Source organism: Christiangramia sediminicola (assembly GCF_031344135.1).
In the GTDB taxonomy this organism is placed as follows: Bacteria; Bacteroidota; Bacteroidia; order Flavobacteriales; family Flavobacteriaceae; genus Christiangramia; species Christiangramia sediminicola.
In genome coordinates, this window is record NZ_JAVJIU010000003.1 from 305,395 (window position 1) to 323,822 (window position 18,428).

Below are 18,428 nucleotides of genomic sequence, written 5' to 3' on the forward strand. Positions count from 1 at the left end.
CTATTTTGTATCTACAGAAGAGGTTTTAATAACCTCGATCGCTTTCTCCAATAATTCATCTTTTCCCTCTCTAAATCCAGAAATAGTCGGTTTTATTTCAATGTCGGGCACGATACCTATTCTTTGAGTTTCGGTTCCATCCGGATAATAGACACCTATACCTGAAATCATGGTTTTAATTCCTCCCGGTAAATTTATACGGGAAACATTTCCATCAGCTCCGGCAGTCTGGCTTCCAATTACCACAGCTTCTGGCGCTACCCTCAAAGCCATAGTGGTATATTCCGCGTTACTTTGAGTCTCTTCATTTATAAGAATGGTCAATTTTCCGTCATAAGCATTCTTAATTAGAGAACCTACTTTTGAACCATTACGAAATTCAAAATACCCAGGATCTTCCAGAGATGTGTTAGTGAATTTTACAAAGTCGGTTGGCTGGGGAACAACTTTGTTTCCCATACTGAAAACTATAAAATCTGAAGGGTAACAACGCATATCCACCACAATACCTTTCGTATCTTCGAACTTTTTCAGAATATCTTTAATTTCACCTCTTTTCAGTGATTCCGGGTAGATATAACCAATATCATTTTCAATATATTTATGGCTCGGAATTATCTTTTCTGAATCATCCCATTTTTCTACTGAAACAATCTTTTCAGTATAAAAACCACTTTTATTCTGAAGGGTTAATTCCAGGCTGTCTTTGTTGGTCCACAAAAGTTTCCTGGCCATATCCCTCAACTTCGTAGGAAAATTTGAAGCCGGGTAGTATTTCAGGTTATTCTCGATGATCTCTTTTATGGGTTTGCTATCAATATGAGTGATAACATCTCCAATTTGAATATTTTGCCCTGCGGAATCACCAACCTTAATTACCACCGGCATCTCTTCTATAAATTGAACTTTGATAGGTATTCTTTTGTTCCCGAAAAACTCATTTAAGGCCTCATCATAATACCACATATTGGCGTGGGTGTCACTTACTTCTTCAATTAACTGAAGCATATTAAGTTTATAGTCCAGCTCCGTATTATTTTCAACAAAGCGTGGAATATATTCCCTTAGTACCGTCTCCCAGTCTTTATCTGTAAGGTGATTATTCGGATTAAAATATTCCATCATGTTCCAGTAACGGTAAAGTGCCAACAATTTAATGCCGGTATCATCCCACTCCATTTTTGGATAACTAAGTTCATTTGTAAACCGAGGGTTACGAACCCCACTATTGATCCCTACGTAATAATGTTCATTTTCTCTCTTGGACGTGAGTATTTCTTTCAGCTCTTTAGAAAGGTCCTCGCTCAGAAATTCTGTATCGTAGATCCAGCCATAATCTGGACAAAGTTCAACTTCATCATTTTCTGGTAATTCATGCTCATCACCATCCACATCACCAAGTGAACTGATCCAATTTGCTAACTCAAGATCAAAATTTTTAGAATTGAGTTTTGGCAGAATCCTGAAAAGTTCATTGTCCCAATTAATATTTCCTTTGGCAATTTCAGGATGGTGATATTTTACAAATCCCCATACCTTTCCTAATTTGTATAATCGATCTATCTGCAAATTGGTAAGATCTTTAATTTTAAAATTTGAATTATTGGCAAAACTTGAATCTATCTGCGCAGGTTTTAATTCAAACTCTACCTCTTCTATTTCCTGAACATCCTTGTTACCGTTTACTTTAAGTTTAAGATCATCAAACCATGCTGTACCATTCCCAGAGAGAATACCACCCACATAGATAGTCTTTGCATTTTCCGGAAACCGAACAAACACTTTATACTTTTCCCAATCATTAGTACCGGAAAGTTGTTGTCTCTGCATGTTATTAAAAGCAAGGGAGCCCGCAAGGCCATCCACCCTTATCAACAAACCTGCGAAACCATTGGTTACATTTTCAGTTTTTATATAGCCCTCGAGCTTTAAGGTTCTACCTTTATACCTGGCTGGAATTTTATAAGCAATACTTCCAAAGCTACCGCCATCCTCACCTGAAGATATTTTTGCGGCATATTTTCCTGAATAATTAGTTACAGAGTCTTTATCTATTTGATAATCTCCCCAAACAAACCAGTCATCAGGAAGTTCTTCTCCTTTGAAGTTTTGATCAAAATTTAAATTAAACTTCTCGTTTTGAGCATAAATAGTTGTCGAGAATAACAGGAATAACAGCAGAAGATTTTTCATGTGTAACTTGATGAACGTTGATAAATAAGGGGCTGCAATAAAACAAAAAACCCGGACAATATAACGTCCGGGTCTAAAATATATTTTATGCTATTTCTATTAAATATGCAAAGCTCTATTTTCTGTTGTTGCCAATGCCGCTTCTTTCACTGCTTCAGCATAAGTCGGGTGAGCATGAGACATTCTCGCGATATCCTCAGCAGAAGCTCTGAATTCCATTGCCGTAACCGCTTCAGCAATAAGATCGGCTGTTCTTGCTCCAATCATATGAACTCCAAGCACCTCATCGGTCTTTTCATCAGCAAGAATCTTTACCAATCCGTCAATGTCGCCGCTGGCTCTAGAACGACCAAGCGCACGCATCGGGAACTTCCCTTCTTTATATTTTACTCCTTCTTCCTTCAATTGCTCTTCAGTCTTTCCAACTGACGCAACCTCTGGCCAGGTGTAAACCACACCAGGTATAAGATTATAATCGATATGTGGCTTTTGCCCCGCAATCAATTCAGCAACCATAGTTCCTTCTTCTTCCGCTTTGTGAGCAAGCATCGCTCCACGAACCACATCACCGATCGCGTAAATATTATCTACATTCGTTTGAAGGTGATCGTTAACTTTCAATCTTCCTTTATCATCTAGCTCCACTCCTGCAGCTTCCGCATTCAATCCGTCTGTATAAGGACGTCGACCTACAGAAACAAGGCAGTAATCACCTTTAAGTTCGATCTCTTTGTCTTTCTTGTCATCGGCTTTAATGATGATCTCATCTCCATTTCTTTCAACCGACTTCACTTTGGTGCTGGTATGGAATTTAATTCCCTGCTTTTTCAATACTTTCTGAAGTTCTTTTGAAAGCGCAGAATCCATCGTTGGAATAATTCTATCAAGATATTCAACAACAGTAACCTCAGCACCAAGACGACGATAAACCTGACCAAGCTCTAATCCAATAACTCCACCACCAATTACGATCATGTGTTTTGGAACTTCTTTCAGCGTTAAAGCTTCCGTAGAAGTGATCACTCTTTCCTTATCCAGTTCTATAAATGGAAGGTTTGCCGGCTTAGATCCGGTAGCGATAATCGTTTTTTTCGCTTCGATAGTTTGAGTTTCACCATCCTTTTCGATATTGATATGAGTTTTATCTTTAAAAGAACCAACTCCTTCGATAACATCGATCTTATTCTTATCCATCAGGAATTTCACTCCGTCGCAAGTCTGGCTTACCACTGAAGATTTACGTTCCATCATTTTTTCCAGGTTCAGCTTTACTTCTCCGGGAATTTCAATTCCGTGGTCTTCAAAATGCTTGATAGCATCATGATAATGGTGAGAAGAATCTAAAAGTGCCTTACTTGGGATACAACCCACATTAAGACAGGTTCCACCAAGCGTGGAATATTTTTCTATGATTGCAGTTTTCATTCCCAGTTGGGCGCAACGAATGGCGGCTACATATCCACCGGGTCCTGATCCTATAACTGCAACATCATATGTACTCATAATTGTGTGTTTTTTTGTTTTTCAAAAATTGATCGTAAAAGTACGACTATTCTCTACAATGACCAATGTAGAGCATTAGACATAATAAAATTTTAAGATTTAGAGAATCACCTCGGTAGTTTGCTTCACCTTATTGATCGTAAAAATACTTTTAGTACTACCAATATGATCTAAGATAGTAAGTTTTTTTACCAGGAATTCACGATATGCATCCATATCTTTAACCAGTACTTTTAGCATATAGTCAAAATCTCCACTTACATGAAGGCATTCTATAACTTCAGGAAGACTGGTTACTTCCCTTTCGAATTTAGTTAGGAAATCCTTTTTATGCTGAGTTAGTTTAATCTGGCATAATACCATAAAACCTTTTTCCACCATTTCGGGATTTAGAAGCGCAACATAATTTCGTATTACCCCTGCTCTTTCCATTTTCCTGATCCTTTCATAAACTGCGGTCACCGAAAGCCCGAGATCGTTGGAAATCTCTTTATTTGTCTTTTTACTATCCTGTTGAAGATGATTCAGGATCCTTTTATCTAATGCGTCTATTTTCAAAACTTAAAATTTATAATAAAAACCTTGCTGTTTACTTCAAATATAGATTTTAAATCTATTAAAATCTATATTATAGGATTTATTTTCTGTATCTGATAATTATCATTGTTTTTAAAACTGATATCTGCCAATTTTGATATTCCAAAGCTATAACTATGAAATATAAACCGGCAGATCGTATTCAGGATCTACAATACTTCGGGGAATTTGGTGGTGTAAACCCATCGATCTCAGATTCTTCAACCTATACTTTTCTTTCAGCAAAAACTATGTTTGATACTTTTGAGGGAAATGCAGAAGGTTGCTACTTATATTCACGTCACTCCTCCCCTTCTAATTTATATTTAGGAGAAGCTTTGGCAGCGATGGAAGGAACCGAAACCGCCAATGTTTCAGCTTCAGGAATGGGCGCGATCACTTCAGCATTAATGCAGTTGTGCAATGCCGGAGATCATATTGTATGCAGCAGAACCGTTTACGGAGGAACTTATGCTTTCCTGAAAAACTTCGCACCTAAATTCGGAATTGAGACCACATTTGTGGATATCACAAAACCGGAAATGGTTGAAGCTGCTGTAAAAAATAATACTAAAATTATCTACTGCGAATCTGTAAGCAATCCACTATTGGAGATTGCAGATCTCCCGGTTCTAGCCAGGATTAGCAAAGGGCATAACCTAAAACTGGTTGTAGACAATACCTTTTCACCGTTATCTATTACTCCACAAAAACTTGGTGCAGATGTGGTGATACACAGTCTTACTAAATTCATAAATGGTAGCAGTGATACCGTTGGCGGTGTGGTTTGCGGAACTAAAGATTTTATCAATGATCTAAGGAATGTAAATGACGGGGCAGCAATGCTTTTAGGACCAACTATGGATAGTTTTAGATCGGCTTCGATATTAAAGAACCTGAGAACACTTCACATTAGAATGAAGCAACACAGCCACAACGCTATGTACCTTGCCAGTAAATTTCAGGAAGACGGATTTAAAACCGTTTACCCTGGATTGGAATCTCACCCGGGTCATGAAACATTTAAAAAAATGATGAATGAATCATACGGTTTCGGCGGAATGTTAACCATTGATGTTGGTTCTCTGGATAAAGCAAATGAGCTCATGGAACTAATGCAGGAAAAAAATCTTGGTTACCTGGCCGTAAGTTTAGGTTTCTATAAAACTTTGTTCAGCGCTCCGGGAACTTCTACTTCTTCAGAAATTCCAATGGAAGAACAGATAGAAATGGGATTAAGTGATGGATTGATCCGTTTCTCCATAGGTTTGGATAATGATATTGCAAGAACTTATGAAATGATGAAAGAATGTATGATTAAAGTTGGGGTTTTAGATACTGAAATGGTCTAAAATTTTGCAGGATTAAGCCGAAAGTCGTAAAATTACGATCAGAAAAAAAATGATCAATATTAACGACCGGTTTTAAAATGATAAGCCTCACGGTAATTCTGAAGAAATTCAGGAATACTGTGAGGCTTTAATTTTGCCATATATAAAGTAATTAAGCTTAATGGAAAACTCTACTGCAAATCCTAATAATGAACCAATTATTGAGAACAAAGAGCTTAATATCTGGGAAGCACTCATTCCTGTTTTCGCACTTATCGCCATGCTGGCGTTCAATGTTTTTGTTTTTGGTGATGACGCTCTTAGCGGATCGAACCAGTTTATCTTACTTTTAGGTGGTGCAGTAGCTGCGATCGTTGGTTATTTTAATAAGATCAAATTTGATACGATGATCGATGAAGTTGCCGGTAATATTCAAAGTACTGCTGGTGCGATTTTAATTTTATTGATGGTTGGAGCACTAGCCGGAACCTGGCTTATAAGTGGTATTATCCCAACGATGATCTACTACGGACTTCAAATTCTGAATCCAACGATTTTCCTTGCTGCCTGTGTGATCATATGTTCAGTAATTTCTCTGGCTACTGGAAGTAGCTGGACTACTTCAGCAACAGTTGGGATTGCATTGATTGGGATTGCAGATGCTTTAGGAATTTCATTGGGTATGACTGCAGGAGCTATTCTTTCCGGAGCTTATTTCGGGGATAAAATGTCTCCTTTAAGTGATACCACGAACCTTGCACCGGCCATGGCAGGAACAGATCTTTTTACTCATATTAGATATATGGCATTAACTACAGTGCCTACCATTACCATTACCATAATCGCCTTTATCATAATCGGATTAAATCTCGACACTAGCGGAACTACCGATACAACAGCAATTTTAGATTCAATTGATGCAGCATTTAATATCAGTCCGTGGCTATTTGTTGTTCCAATCCTGGTGATTGTATTAATCGTTAGAAAAACATCACCTCTTATCGCTTTATTGATTGGAACTTTAATGGGTGCGGTTGCTGCTCTTATCGCCCAGCCGGATATTGTGCTTGCGGTTAGCGGAATGGACAACCTTAACTTTATTAGTGGTTATAAAGGCATTATGAATGCAATAACCGTAGACACAGCTGTAGAAACAGATTCTGAAGCCCTGAACGATCTTTTCGCTTCCAGCGGAATGGCAGGAATGTTAGGAACCATCTGGCTAATCATTTGCGCAATGGTGTTCGGTGGAATTATGGAAGCCATTGGAGCGCTTTCCAGGATTAGTAAAGCTTTACTAAATATGTTCCATACTACTTTCGGATTATTCGCAAGTACGGTATTTAGCTGCTTAGCATTAAATGTAACCGCATCAGACCAGTACCTGGCGATCGTAGTTCCGGGAAAAATGTTCGCTAAAGCTTATAAGGACAAAGGCCTGGCTCCAGAGAACTTAAGCCGGAGTTTAGAGGATTCCGGAACCGTAACTTCTGTTCTTGTACCATGGAATACTTGTGGAGCGTACCATAGTGGCGTTCTAGGAGTTCCCGTATTATCTTATGCAGGTTATGCCTTTTTTAATTATCTGAGTCCGTTTATGACATTATTATTCGCAGCTGTAGGGATAAAAATTAAAATGCTTTCCGAAAAATAATCCTTGCGAAATACTTCAGTCTAAAGTTAAATTGCTGATATTTTGACAATTATAGATGCAAGCTATTGCGATTATCTAGAATGATAGACATACCCTATTAAACAATAAAATTTTAAAATTTTTCTGGCTTTCAAATGCGTCTTTAGATGCTAAATTTGTGGTGTAGAAAAAGAAGAAGTTTAATTAAAAACAAGATACAATATGGCTTTAGTAGGAAAAAAATTTCCAAATCTTAGCGTAGATGCAATGAACGAAATGGGAGATACTTTCAAATTAAATGTGTTGGAAGAAGCTCAGAAAAATAACAAGAAAGTATTGCTTTTCTGGTACCCGAAAGATTTCACCTTTGTTTGCCCTACAGAACTACATGCTTTTCAAAACGCAAGGGAAGAATTTGAAAAGAGAAATGTTATGGTGATCGGAGCTTCTTGTGATACTCCAGAAGTTCATTTTGCATGGTTAAATACACCAAAAGATAATGGTGGTATTGAAGGTGTAAAATATCCAATCTTAGCAGATTCTAATCGTAACTTAAGTTCAAGACTTGATATTCTTGACATCATGAGCGAAACTTATGATGACGAAACCGGAGCAATCACTTTGGAAGGTGACAATGTAACTTACAGAGCTACATACCTTATCGATGAAGAAGGAACTGTATTTCATGAAGGTATTAATCATATGCCACTAGGAAGAAACGTAAATGAATTCCTAAGATTGATCGATGCTTACACTCACGTTCAGGAAAAAGGAGAAGTTTGCCCTGCAAACTGGGAAGAAGGAAAAGACGCAATGAACGCAGACCGCGAAGGTGTAGCATCTTACCTTAGTTTAAACTAAGAAGACGCGAAGCTTAAATTAAGAATCTAAAAAAATTGCTATGATTAAGGAATTAGATCAGGATAACTTAAGCGAAGTTGTTGAAAGTAATGATACTGTTGTGGTTCAATATATGGCCGGATGGTGTGGTAACTGCAGATTGATGAAGCCAAAATTCAAAAAACTGGCTGAAGAAAATGAGAGTGCTCAGTTTATTTTTGTGGATGCTGAAAAGTTTCCGGAATCAAGAAAACTGGCGAAAGTAGATAATCTGCCAACCTTCGCAACATTCAAAAATGGAAGTTTTAAAAACCAGGTTCAGACGAATAAGTTTGACCAATTAAAAAACTTAGTTGATGAAGTTACCAGTAATTAAACATTTACAGAGAAACAACGAGGAGATCAAACTTCAGCATACAATTGAAGTTTTGGAAAGCTTTACTGAACACCGTTCAGTTACAGAAGACCAAATGGATGTTGTTGGTGAGTTGATCACTAATCTTTGTGGAGCTGTAGAAGTTCATAAAATGATACAGGATGGCGTTCCTGAAAGGGATGCTGCCAACAATTTTGTAAAGAAAGTTCTGGGTTCAATAGACCAGTAAAGCTTTTTACAAATCAATTCATAAGGGCTGTTTTCATTGGGAAACAGCCCTTGTTGTTTTATGATAATTTTAGTAATAACCGAAAGACAATCTTCTAAATTTATATTTCTAATATAAAAAACAGCATGGCAAAGATTGAACTTGGAGGAGAAAATGTTACAACTTACGGTAGCCTTCCCTCAATGGATGAAAAAGCACCTCATTTTGAGCTGATCAAATCTGATCTTTCAATTGGGACGCTAGATGATTTTAAAGGAAAAAGGGTGGTGATGAATATTTTTCCTAGTATTGACACCGGCGTTTGTGCGACTTCTGTTCGCAATTTCAATAAAAAAGCTTCAGAATTGAAAAATACCGTAGTTTTGTGCATCTCTAGAGATCTTCCTTTTGCGCAACAAAGATTTGTGAGCGACGAGGATTTAGACAGGGTAACGAACCTTTCAGATTTCAGAGATAGAAATTTTGGTAAAGACTATGGAGTAGAAATGATAGATGGTGCTTTTGAAGGACTTCTATCCCGGGCTGTTCTGGTTTTAGATGAAAATGGCCATGTGATCCATTCACAACAGGTTTCAAAAATTGAAGATGAACCAGATTATCTTGCTGCTCTGAAAACATTATTATAATGAAGAACAGTTTCCTCGGAAAAAGAATCAGAGGAGGAGGATATGCGATCAAAGGAGCCTGGCTTTTGGTAAAACATGAGCCAAGTATCCAGGTTCAGTTTGTGATCTCTATTCTTGTTTGTATAGCCGGATGGTATTTCGGGATTTCAAGAACCGAATGGATTTTTCAGTTTTTTGCAATCGGGCTCGTGATGTCAACCGAAGGTTTAAATACCGCAATTGAAGCTATGGCAGATTTTGTTCATCCAGATTTTCATAATAAAATTGGTCATATCAAGGATGTCGCGGCGGGTGCTGTATTCATTTCTGCACTTATAGCAGTGATCATTGCCGTTTTTATTTATTACCCTTATTTTCAATAATTAGAACCTAAAATTATTCAGCTTTTATTTATTTCATTTTTAAGCCAATAGGTTGTTTTTTACCATACTTTTAAAATTGAAGTTTTTTTTCCTTATTTTGGAAAAGGCTAATTTGTATTTTTGCTGAAATCCTTTAACCTACGTATGGCTAAAAAGAAAGCTAAGACTAAGAAAACCGCCAAAAAATCACGCAATCTCTCACTTAAGCTGAACAGGCAGCAGAAAGTGGTTCTCGGTAGTTTCCTAATGCTTTTTGGCCTTGCATTAATTGTAGCCTTTGTTTCTTTCCTTTTTAACTGGCAGGCAGATCAAAGTATTCTTAATGAATTTGGAAATCGTGAAATAGAAGCCAGGAACTGGTTAAGCAAATTCGGTGCTACTGTAAGTGATTTTTTCATTTATCAGGGATTCGGACTTGCTTCCTTCTCTATTGCCTTTCTCGTACTCCTTAGCGGAATCTACCTTTTCTTTGGGTTCAATAGTTCAAACCTTCGAAAATTCTGGTTCTGGGGTATTCTGGTAATGATATGGCTATCTGTATTCTTCGGATTTTTCGCGGAAAAGAATGCTCTTCTTGGAGGTAGAATTGGCTTTGAAACCAATGACTTTATCCAGGATTATCTAGGTTTCTTTGGAACAGCCTTATTAATGCTCTTCTTATTTATAGTATATCTGGCTGTTAGATTAAAAGTAACTCCTGAAATGATCGGTGGTTATTTTAAGTCCGGAAAAAAAGAACTGAAAGATGCTATGGAAGAGCATCAGTCTAATATCACTGAAACCGAAGAGGAAAAAGACTGGAAAGATACCGTTGTAAAACCTAAGGTTGAAGAAGAAAAGGCTAAGCAGGTAGACCTTTCAGAAGATAAGCCTGAAAAGAAAAAAGAAACAACACCATCTCCAGCAATGGAAGTAACCACTCCACCGGAAGAAGATGTTTCCATGGAGGTTGAAGCTGCTCCTGAAGAGGAAGAAGATGATAATCTAAGTAAAAAACTTGTCAAAGATTTTGGAGAATTTGATCCTACTTTAGAACTGAAGAATTATAAATATCCTACCATTGAATTATTAAAGGATTACGGTGGTTCTATAACGATAGACCAGGAAGAACTAGAAGAAAATAAGAATAGAATTGTAGATACACTTAAGAACTACAAGATTGAGATCGCCCAGATCAAAGCTACAGTTGGGCCTACAGTTACACTTTATGAGATAGTTCCTGAAGCAGGAATAAGAATTTCCAAGATCAAAAACCTGGAAGATGATATAGCGTTATCACTTTCAGCATTAGGGATCAGGATCATTGCACCTATTCCGGGAAGGGGAACTATTGGTATTGAAGTTCCGAATAAAAATGCAAGCATCGTTTCCATGCGATCTGTTATTTCTTCAGCGAAATTTCAGAATGCCGAGATGGAATTACCACTTGCACTTGGGAAAACTATTTCAAATGAAACATTTGTAGTAGATCTTGCAAAAATGCCGCATATGCTTATGGCTGGGGCTACTGGTCAGGGTAAATCGGTTGGACTGAATGCGATCCTTACTTCCCTACTCTATTGCAAACATCCGGCGGAAGTTAAATTTGTCCTGGTAGATCCTAAAAAAGTAGAACTTACTTTATTCAATAAGATTGAAAGGCATTACCTGGCTAAACTACCAGATACTGAAGACGCCATTATTACCGATAATACAAAGGTGATCAACACTTTGAATTCACTTTGTATAGAAATGGACAATCGTTATGACATGTTGAAAAACGCCATGTGTCGTAATATCAAAGAATATAATACCAAATTCAAGGCTCGAAAGCTTAACCCGAATGACGGGCATAAATTTTTACCCTATATCGTGCTGGTCGTAGATGAGTTCGCCGATCTTATCATGACGGCAGGAAAAGAAGTTGAAACTCCTATCGCACGTCTGGCACAGCTAGCTCGTGCCATTGGTATTCATCTTATCATTGCTACACAAAGACCTTCGGTAAACGTAATAACGGGTATTATTAAAGCAAACTTCCCAGCCAGGGTCGCATTTAGAGTAACCTCGAAAATTGATTCTAGGACCATTTTGGATAACCAGGGAGCAGATCAATTAATTGGTCGTGGAGATATGTTGTTTACGCAAGGTAATGATCTAAAGAGATTACAATGTGCATTCGTAGATACTCCAGAAGTTGATAAGATCACAGAGTTCATTGGTTCGCAAAAGGCATATCCAGATGCGCACCAGCTTCCGGCCTATGAAAGCGAGGAAAGTGGCACAGGACTTGATATAGATGTGAGCGAGCGGGATAAGTTATTCCGCGAGGCCGCAGAAGTGATCGTGACGCACCAGCAAGGTTCGGCTTCGTTGCTTCAGAGAAAATTAAAACTTGGCTATAACCGTGCAGGAAGAATAATAGATCAACTTGAAGCCGCTGGCATCGTTGGTCCGTTTGAAGGAAGCAAGGCGAGACAGGTTTTAGTGACAGATTTTGCGGCACTAGATCAACTTTTAAATGAAAAACCAGACAATTAAAAATTCAAAATGAAAAAATTAGTATTTATCCTGGCTGCAATTTTGTCTATGAACGTTCAGGCACAGAGCTCTCAAAAGGCAGAAAAATTACTTAACTCAGTTTCATCTAAAGTGAAAGCTTATAACAATATGGTTATAGAATTCAAATACGCTTTAGAGAATAAAGCTGAAAATGTAAGTCAGGAAACAAGAGGTGATGTTAGTATTGCAGGTGATAAGTATGTTTTAAACCTTATGGGTACTACACAGATGTTTGATGGAAAAAAAATCTATACGATCATTCCTGAAGATGAAGAGATCAACATTTCAAATTACGTAGAAGAAGATAATAATAGTATTACTCCATCTAAAATGTTTAGTTTTTATGAAGATGGATACAACTATCAAATGGATATTACGCAGAATGTAAAAGGACGTGAGATCCAGTATGTAAAGCTTACTCCAAAAGACAGCAATGCTGAGATCAAGAATATTCTTCTAGGAATTGATAGTCAGACCAAACATATTTATAATCTTATTCAGACGCAGGAAAATGGCACTAAGGTGACCATCACGGTGAAAAGTTTTAAGACAGATCAACCTTTAGCCAAAAACCTGTTTACTTTTAATGAAGACAGATACAGCGATTATTACATCAATAGACTAGACTAAATTGAAAATACTCGACCGGTACATACTAACCAGTTTTTTAAAAACATTTTTCTCGGTCTTTATAATACTCATGTTCATCTTTGTTCTCCAGACTATCTGGTTGTACATAGGTGAACTTGCTGGTAAAGACCTGGATGCGGAAGTGATCTTAAAGTTCTTACTTTATTTCTCTCCCAAACTGGTTCCATTGGTATTACCGCTCACTATCCTGCTTACCTCTATTATGACTTTCGGTTCTTTTGCCGAAAATTATGAGTTTGCAGCGATGAAATCTTCTGGAATTTCTCTTGGTCGAGCCATGAGAAGTCTTACAGTATTCATCGTTTTTATAAGCTTTGTAGCATTCTTTTTTGCTAATAATGTGATTCCCGCAGCTGAATTCAAATCGATTAATCTTCGAAAAAATATCGCACAGTTAAAGCCTGCCATGGCAATTTCTGAAGGCATATTTAATGATATCGGAACATTTAATATCAAAGTGGAAGATAAGACCGGTGAGAATGACCAGTATCTGACTGATGTTATCATTCATCAGAAAAAACAGACCGGTGGAAACACTACCGTGATCAAAGCTAAAGAAGGAGAACTGGTTGGAAGTACAGAGTCTGACGTTCTATCACTTATTCTAAAAGAAGGAAATTATTACGACGAAATCAAACCCAGTGATTACGAAAAGCGAAAGAACAAGCCTTTCATGAAAAGCTATTTTGATGAGTATGTGATCAATATAGACCTTTCAGATTTTAATAATGTAAACCTTGAAGATGAGAGCTACAGTTCCACTCACGGAATGCTTAAGATATCTGAACTTGATGAAAGTATAGATTCCTTTTCAGTTGCTTACAATAGTAAAATGGCTGAGTTCAAGGAATCGATGTATAATCGTACCGGAATACAAACCATTCGGTTAAACTATAAACCTAAAGATACACTTATAGCCTTCGAAGAAGGAGTATTATCTCATTACAATGTTTATGATGGCGCTCAGATCACCAATCTTGCATTAGGAAGTGTGAACTCCTCCCTCGCCCATTTAGGTATGAAAAAGCAGGAATTCAAGCGAAGTGTGCAACAGGTCAACAAATTTGAAATCGCTTTACACGAGAAATATGCTTTATCAATCGCATGTATCGTATTATTCTTTGTAGGAGCACCTTTAGGAGCCATCATTAGAAAAGGTGGAATAGGTTTGCCAATTGTAGTAGCGATCCTTTTATTCCTTACTTATCACTTTATCGGGATATTTGCCAAAAACTCTGCTGAGGACGGTAGTGTCCCGGCATTTATCGCTACCTGGCTTTCCACATTTATCATGTTGCCTCTAGGAATTTATCTCACCTATAGAGCAACCACAGATCAGGGACTTTTTGTATTCGATAACATCACGGAACCTATTAAAAAACTCTTCAAAAAAGCCGGCCTTTTCAAGGACAAAAGTAAAACAGAATAAATATCTTTGCAGCCATAAAATAAGATGTTATGGCTCAGGTGGAAAACAATCAATACTCAATAAAACTGGATAATATTCAGGAAGCTATTGATGATATTCGTGCCGGAAAGGTGATTATTGTTGTAGATGATATTGATCGTGAAAATGAAGGAGATTTTTTAGCAGCTGCTGAAAAAGTAACTCCGGAAATGATCAACTTCATGGCTACTCATGGCCGCGGACTTATTTGCGCGCCTCTTACCGAAGCCAGGTGTAACGAGCTTAAACTCGAGATGATGGTTGGTAATAATACCGATCCTATGGAAACTGCCTTTACCATCTCTGTAGATCTTCGCGGAAAAGGCGTTACCACAGGCATTTCAGCCTCAGATCGTGCTAAAACCGTAGAAGCACTTATAGATCCTGAAGTGAAACCTCAGGACCTTAACAGACCCGGACATATCTTTCCTTTAAAAGCTAAGGAAGGTGGAGTATTAAGACGTACAGGTCACACGGAAGCTGCTATAGATTTTGCCAGGCTTGCCGGTTTCCAGCCAGCCGGAGTGATTGTAGAGATCATGAATGAAGATGGAACAATGGCCAGACTTCCACAGCTGATGGAAGTTGCCAAGAAATTTGATCTTAAGGTCGTTTCAATTGAAGATCTTGTTGCTTATAGAATGCAGCATGACTCATTGATCGAAAAGAAAGAAGATTTCGAACTGGAAACAAGATTCGGGAAATTCAGACTAAGAGCTTACAAGCAAACTACAAATTCACAAGTACATGTTGCCCTTTCTAAAGGCTCTTGGAAACCAAACGAAGAGATTATGGTTCGTGTGAATTCAACTCTTGTGAACAACGATATCCTTGGGACACTTACGAACAATCCAGATAAAAAGCTGGATGGAATGTTTAAAGCCATCAATGATGAAGGCCGTGGAGCCATCGTATTTATAAACCCGGCTAACCAATCTCCAAACTTGTTAAGCAGGCTGTCTGAGTTAAAAGAAAGTCAGAAAACCGGGGCTATGAAAGCACCTCCGGTAAAAATGGATAATAAGGATTTTGGTATTGGAGCACAGATCCTACATGACCTTGAAATTCATAAGATCAGGTTACTTTCTAATACTCAACAAACCAAGAGAGTTGGAATGATTGGTTACGGATTGGAAATTACAGAATACGTTTCTTACTAATCAAATTCGATTATAACCTCATCCAAAGGTCTGCGTACTTTTTTGAACTTAGAGAACATATCGTCTTCTGCTCTATAACCTACAGGAAGCACAAGAACCGATCGTAAATTCCTGTCGTGAAGTTTTAGAAATTCATCATATTTTTCAGGTTCAAAACCTTCCATTGGGCAGGCATCAATTTCTTCAGCTGCGCAAACTGTAAGTAAGGTTCCGAGCGCTAGATAAGCCTGATTAATTGCCCATGATTCAATTTCTTCAACTTCTTTAGTTTTAAAATCGTCTACCAGGAAATCGTGGAAAGGTTTCAGGATTTCTTCAGGTGTTTCTCTAACATGCTTCACCCTCTTGAAATAATTCTTGATGAATTCTTCATCAACTTTATTTTCAATGCATATAACAAGAACATGTGAAGCGGTATCAACCTGATTCTGATTAAAAGAAAATTCCTTGAGTTGTTTTTGGGTTTCTTTATTCGAAATAATAAGCATCTTCAATGGTTGAAGACCGTATGATGTTGCCGTAAGATTGAAAGCCTGTTTAAGAACCCTGATCTTTTCTTCGGAAAGAATTTTATTATCGTTAAATTTTTTGGTGGCGTAGCGCCAATTCAAAGCTTTTATATTACTCATAACCAGTTAAAATAATATTTTACAAATGTACACAATGTATGAGGTTAGACTGTCGTTAGCGCATAGATTAATCTGATACATCCAATTATTATGGCTATCTTCGGTATACAATTATTCATCAATCCTTCATGAAGCGGCTAAAAAAAATAATTCTCGCTAGTGTTATTGGTCTGGTTCTCATCATTTTCGTGATCCTGGGAATTGAAGCTATCTTTCAAAGGCAAACTGCCGGACTTATCTACGACAACATGTCTAATGTGCCTCCTGCCAGAACTGTGATCATTCTTGGCGCAAGTGTGCATGCCGATGGGAAACTATCTCCTATTTTAAAAGATCGGGTGGATACTGCCATCAAATTATTTGAAAAAAATAAAGTGAATAACTTCCTGGTTACTGGAGATCATCGTAGCGAAGATTATAACGAAGTTGCTGCTATGGTTGGCTACCTGGAAGAAAATGGAATTGACAAAAGTCTTATTATATCAGATCATGCAGGCCTGGACACCTATGATAGTATGTATAGAGCTGGTAAACTTTTTGAAGTTGAAAGTGCCATCGTGGTCACTCAGAAATTTCATTTACCCAGAGCTTTATTCATTGCAAAAAACCTTGGCTTAGACTACCGTGGCTTTGCCGCCGATCAACGTGCTTACCAAACGGAATACCGTTTAAAACAACGAGAAAAACTGGCCAATTTGAAGGCTCTCTGGGAAGTTCTTCTAAAAAAAGAACCACGTACACTTGAAGCAAGGCTAAATTAGTAAATTTCACTAAATTCTTTCAGTTTTCATTTTTTGGTATATTAGAGTACTAACTTCTAAAACCCAAAAAATATGATTCAATGGTTAATTCATATTCTCATTGATGCTGTAGTTCTTCTAGTTGCAGCAAAATTTATAAGCAAAGTACATTTAGAAGGTTTTAAATCTGCGATTATAGTTGCGTTGATCATTGGTGTACTTAGCTTTTTACTTAGCTGGCTACTAACCGCAATACTGAATATTGCAACTTTAGGAATCTTCTACTTTCTCGGTCTTGGCTTTATTACAAGGGTTATCGCCTACGCGATCGTTATTGAAATCGCAGATAAGCTAACTTCAGATTTTAAAACTGAAGGATTCTGGCCATCTCTTTGGTTAGCAATTTTAATCGCCATTGTAGGCGGAGTTGTAGATGCCATACTTTTTTAGAATATCAATTACCGGGTGAGATGCTTCATCCGGTTTTTTCTTCCCCACCAGATCACGAAACCAGAAATAGGTAAAGAAGCGACAAATAAACTAAGTATGAACGCTATGATCTTACCTGTCAATCCGAAATACTGGCCGGTATGAATCCCATAACTCATCTCCTGTAATTTCATACCAGTACTTTTTGAAGCATATGTCTGCTCCTGAAGCAATTCAGCAGTTTGCGGATGAAAATAGTAATTAGCCTGATGGTCATAATCCAGTGACTCTGGATACGCACCGGTAACCACAGGATGATCATCACCTTCAGTCCAGACAAAATACATTTCATTTTCCGGAGCTAATTTTATGGTTTCAAAAAAAGCAATATCAATAGGTTCTTCAGGAATTCGTTCTTTTTGCTCAATATCTTCTATATGATGATCGGTTTGCACATCTTCACCCAGATTTCCCACGAAGTAAATTCCGCTTTTAACCCAGTCATAAGAAAAATATAGTCCTGTTATGGCCACGATGAGTGCGAGAATATGAAGATAGAATCCGCTGATATTATGAAGGTCATAATTAAGCCTTCTCCATCTCGCATTCCATTTGATCTTCAGACTTTTTTTCAGGTTTTTCAACTTTTTAGGCCACCAAAGAATAATACCTGTGATCAACATGAGTATAAAAATGATCGTAGAAACTCCTACTACCTGTCTGCCAATATCCTGTGGCAATAAAAGGTACATATGCAAGGCTTTCACTATTTCGAAGAAATCTTTGGTAAAGTCCTGCGCATATAAAAATTCGCCTGTATATGGATTTAGGTAGTAGTAATAGAGTGTTTCTTCATGAACTCCGTAGACTGCCACTGGCCGATCTTTCCCAACATAGAGTACAAAATCATCTGTGGTTCCGGGATAATTCTCCTGAACTATATTTTTGATCTCAGATGGAGGAAGGTAATCTACCTTTTGTTCTTCAACAAACCGGTAGTCATACAAAGCATCTTTGATCTCATCGTGAAAAACGTAAATGCAACCGGTTAAAGCTACAATCAAAACAATCAGACCCGTGAGCAAACCTAACCAGAGATGCAACCTACCCGCCCATTTCTTCAATAATTTTTTATTCTTATTTTTCTTCATAATTCTAAAAA

General features: G+C 37.6%; 18 protein-coding genes. 13 read left to right on the forward strand and 5 right to left on the reverse strand.

From position 1 onward, the window contains the following. The 3 genes from RE431_RS08640 to RE431_RS08650 form a co-directional block, all read right to left on the reverse strand. Positions 1–2,193, reverse strand: a complete 2,193-nt coding sequence (locus tag RE431_RS08640; RefSeq protein ID WP_309561583.1) for a S41 family peptidase — start codon at positions 2,191–2,193, stop codon at positions 1–3. 99 nt (positions 2,194–2,292) lie between these two features. Further along, positions 2,293–3,696, reverse strand: coding sequence for a dihydrolipoyl dehydrogenase (gene lpdA, locus RE431_RS08645; RefSeq protein WP_309561584.1), 1,404 nt, complete (start codon positions 3,694–3,696; stop codon positions 2,293–2,295). A gap of 99 nt (positions 3,697–3,795) precedes the next feature. Next, positions 3,796–4,254, reverse strand: a complete 459-nt coding sequence (locus RE431_RS08650) for an Lrp/AsnC family transcriptional regulator (protein ID WP_309561585.1) — start codon at positions 4,252–4,254, stop codon at positions 3,796–3,798. 155 nt (positions 4,255–4,409) lie between these two features. Between RE431_RS08650 and RE431_RS08655 the strand changes: the two genes are divergently transcribed. The 11 genes from RE431_RS08655 (at position 4,410) to ribB (ending at position 15,468) form a co-directional block, all read left to right on the forward strand. Then, on the forward strand, positions 4,410–5,624 hold the full coding sequence (locus tag RE431_RS08655) for an aminotransferase class I/II-fold pyridoxal phosphate-dependent enzyme (protein ID WP_309561586.1): 1,215 nt from the start codon (positions 4,410–4,412) through the stop codon (positions 5,622–5,624). A gap of 160 nt (positions 5,625–5,784) precedes the next feature. Continuing rightward, complete coding sequence (gene nhaC / locus RE431_RS08660; RefSeq protein ID WP_309561587.1) at positions 5,785–7,257, forward strand: Na+/H+ antiporter NhaC; 1,473 nt, start codon at positions 5,785–5,787, stop codon at positions 7,255–7,257. Between the two features lie 201 nt (positions 7,258–7,458). Next, a complete protein-coding gene (locus tag RE431_RS08665) occupies positions 7,459–8,097 on the forward strand; it encodes a peroxiredoxin (RefSeq protein ID WP_309561588.1) in 639 nt (212 codons plus the stop codon). Between the two features lie 40 nt (positions 8,098–8,137). Then, positions 8,138–8,452: a thioredoxin family protein gene (locus RE431_RS08670; protein WP_309561589.1), complete on the forward strand. Its 315-nt coding sequence runs from the start codon at positions 8,138–8,140 to the stop codon at positions 8,450–8,452. Then, complete coding sequence (locus RE431_RS08675; protein WP_309561590.1) at positions 8,433–8,681, forward strand: DUF6952 family protein; 249 nt, start codon at positions 8,433–8,435, stop codon at positions 8,679–8,681. Before RE431_RS08670 ends, RE431_RS08675 begins: the two co-directional genes overlap by 20 nt. Positions 8,682–8,806: 125 nt before the next feature. Beyond that, complete coding sequence (gene tpx, locus RE431_RS08680; RefSeq protein ID WP_309561591.1) at positions 8,807–9,307, forward strand: thiol peroxidase; 501 nt, start codon at positions 8,807–8,809, stop codon at positions 9,305–9,307. After that, a complete protein-coding gene (locus tag RE431_RS08685; RefSeq protein ID WP_309561592.1) occupies positions 9,307–9,669 on the forward strand; it encodes a diacylglycerol kinase in 363 nt (120 codons plus the stop codon). The genes tpx and RE431_RS08685 overlap by 1 nt, the downstream gene beginning before the upstream one ends. A 144-nt stretch (positions 9,670–9,813) precedes the next feature. Continuing rightward, on the forward strand, positions 9,814–12,189 hold the full coding sequence (locus RE431_RS08690) for a DNA translocase FtsK (RefSeq protein ID WP_309561593.1): 2,376 nt from the start codon (positions 9,814–9,816) through the stop codon (positions 12,187–12,189). A 9-nt stretch (positions 12,190–12,198) separates the two neighbouring features. Then, on the forward strand, positions 12,199–12,840 hold the full coding sequence (gene lolA1 / locus RE431_RS08695) for an outer membrane lipoprotein periplasmic chaperone LolA1 (protein ID WP_309561594.1): 642 nt from the start codon (positions 12,199–12,201) through the stop codon (positions 12,838–12,840). Between the two features lie 70 nt (positions 12,841–12,910). Further along, positions 12,911–14,290 carry an LptF/LptG family permease gene (locus RE431_RS08700; protein WP_408914511.1) on the forward strand — a complete coding sequence of 460 codons (1,380 nt, stop codon included), beginning with the start codon at positions 12,911–12,913 and terminating at the stop codon, positions 14,288–14,290. A 29-nt stretch (positions 14,291–14,319) separates the two neighbouring features. Further along, positions 14,320–15,468, forward strand: a complete 1,149-nt coding sequence (gene ribB / locus RE431_RS08705; protein WP_309561596.1) for a 3,4-dihydroxy-2-butanone-4-phosphate synthase — start codon at positions 14,320–14,322, stop codon at positions 15,466–15,468. On the opposite strand, the gene RE431_RS08710 is transcribed toward ribB, so the two are convergent. Next, positions 15,465–16,097: an NAD(P)H-dependent oxidoreductase gene (locus RE431_RS08710; protein ID WP_309561597.1), complete on the reverse strand. Its 633-nt coding sequence runs from the start codon at positions 16,095–16,097 to the stop codon at positions 15,465–15,467. The two genes, ribB and RE431_RS08710, sit on opposite strands and share 4 nt — an antisense overlap. A 128-nt stretch (positions 16,098–16,225) precedes the next feature. On the opposite strand from RE431_RS08710, the gene RE431_RS08715 reads away from it, so the two are divergent. Continuing rightward, the gene (locus tag RE431_RS08715; RefSeq protein WP_309561598.1) at positions 16,226–16,858 is read left to right on the forward strand and encodes a SanA/YdcF family protein; all 633 of its coding nucleotides are present in this window, start codon (positions 16,226–16,228) and stop codon (positions 16,856–16,858) included. Positions 16,859–16,930: 72 nt separating this feature from the next. After that, entirely contained in the window at positions 16,931–17,287 is a 357-nt protein-coding gene (locus RE431_RS08720) for a phage holin family protein (RefSeq protein ID WP_309561599.1), read from the forward strand. An 8-nt stretch (positions 17,288–17,295) separates the two neighbouring features. Here RE431_RS08720 and RE431_RS08725 read toward each other — a convergent pair whose 3' ends face one another. Then, complete coding sequence (locus RE431_RS08725) at positions 17,296–18,417, reverse strand: PepSY-associated TM helix domain-containing protein (RefSeq protein ID WP_309561600.1); 1,122 nt, start codon at positions 18,415–18,417, stop codon at positions 17,296–17,298. Positions 18,418–18,428: the final 11 nt, after the last annotated feature.

Bases quoted from the DNA above. Each gene is read 5' to 3' on its own strand.
- RE431_RS08640 (WP_309561583.1), bottom strand. From the start codon at position 2,193: ATGAAAAATCTTCTGCTGTTATTCCTGTTATTCTCGACAACTATTTAT.
- lpdA (WP_309561584.1), bottom strand. From the start codon at position 3,696: ATGAGTACATATGATGTTGCAGTTATAGGATCAGGACCCGGTGGATAT.
- RE431_RS08655 (WP_309561586.1), top strand. From the start codon at position 4,410: ATGAAATATAAACCGGCAGATCGTATTCAGGATCTACAATACTTCGGG.
- nhaC (WP_309561587.1), top strand. From the start codon at position 5,785: ATGGAAAACTCTACTGCAAATCCTAATAATGAACCAATTATTGAGAAC.
- RE431_RS08665 (WP_309561588.1), top strand. From the start codon at position 7,459: ATGGCTTTAGTAGGAAAAAAATTTCCAAATCTTAGCGTAGATGCAATG.
- RE431_RS08670 (WP_309561589.1), top strand. From the start codon at position 8,138: ATGATTAAGGAATTAGATCAGGATAACTTAAGCGAAGTTGTTGAAAGT.
- RE431_RS08675 (WP_309561590.1), top strand. From the start codon at position 8,433: ATGAAGTTACCAGTAATTAAACATTTACAGAGAAACAACGAGGAGATC.
- tpx (WP_309561591.1), top strand. From the start codon at position 8,807: ATGGCAAAGATTGAACTTGGAGGAGAAAATGTTACAACTTACGGTAGC.
- RE431_RS08685 (WP_309561592.1), top strand. From the start codon at position 9,307: ATGAAGAACAGTTTCCTCGGAAAAAGAATCAGAGGAGGAGGATATGCG.
- RE431_RS08690 (WP_309561593.1), top strand. From the start codon at position 9,814: ATGGCTAAAAAGAAAGCTAAGACTAAGAAAACCGCCAAAAAATCACGC.
- lolA1 (WP_309561594.1), top strand. From the start codon at position 12,199: ATGAAAAAATTAGTATTTATCCTGGCTGCAATTTTGTCTATGAACGTT.
- RE431_RS08700 (WP_408914511.1), top strand. From the start codon at position 12,911: ATGTTCATCTTTGTTCTCCAGACTATCTGGTTGTACATAGGTGAACTT.
- ribB (WP_309561596.1), top strand. From the start codon at position 14,320: ATGGCTCAGGTGGAAAACAATCAATACTCAATAAAACTGGATAATATT.
- RE431_RS08710 (WP_309561597.1), bottom strand. From the start codon at position 16,097: ATGAGTAATATAAAAGCTTTGAATTGGCGCTACGCCACCAAAAAATTT.
- RE431_RS08715 (WP_309561598.1), top strand. From the start codon at position 16,226: ATGAAGCGGCTAAAAAAAATAATTCTCGCTAGTGTTATTGGTCTGGTT.
- RE431_RS08720 (WP_309561599.1), top strand. From the start codon at position 16,931: ATGATTCAATGGTTAATTCATATTCTCATTGATGCTGTAGTTCTTCTA.
- RE431_RS08725 (WP_309561600.1), bottom strand. From the start codon at position 18,417: ATGAAGAAAAATAAGAATAAAAAATTATTGAAGAAATGGGCGGGTAGG.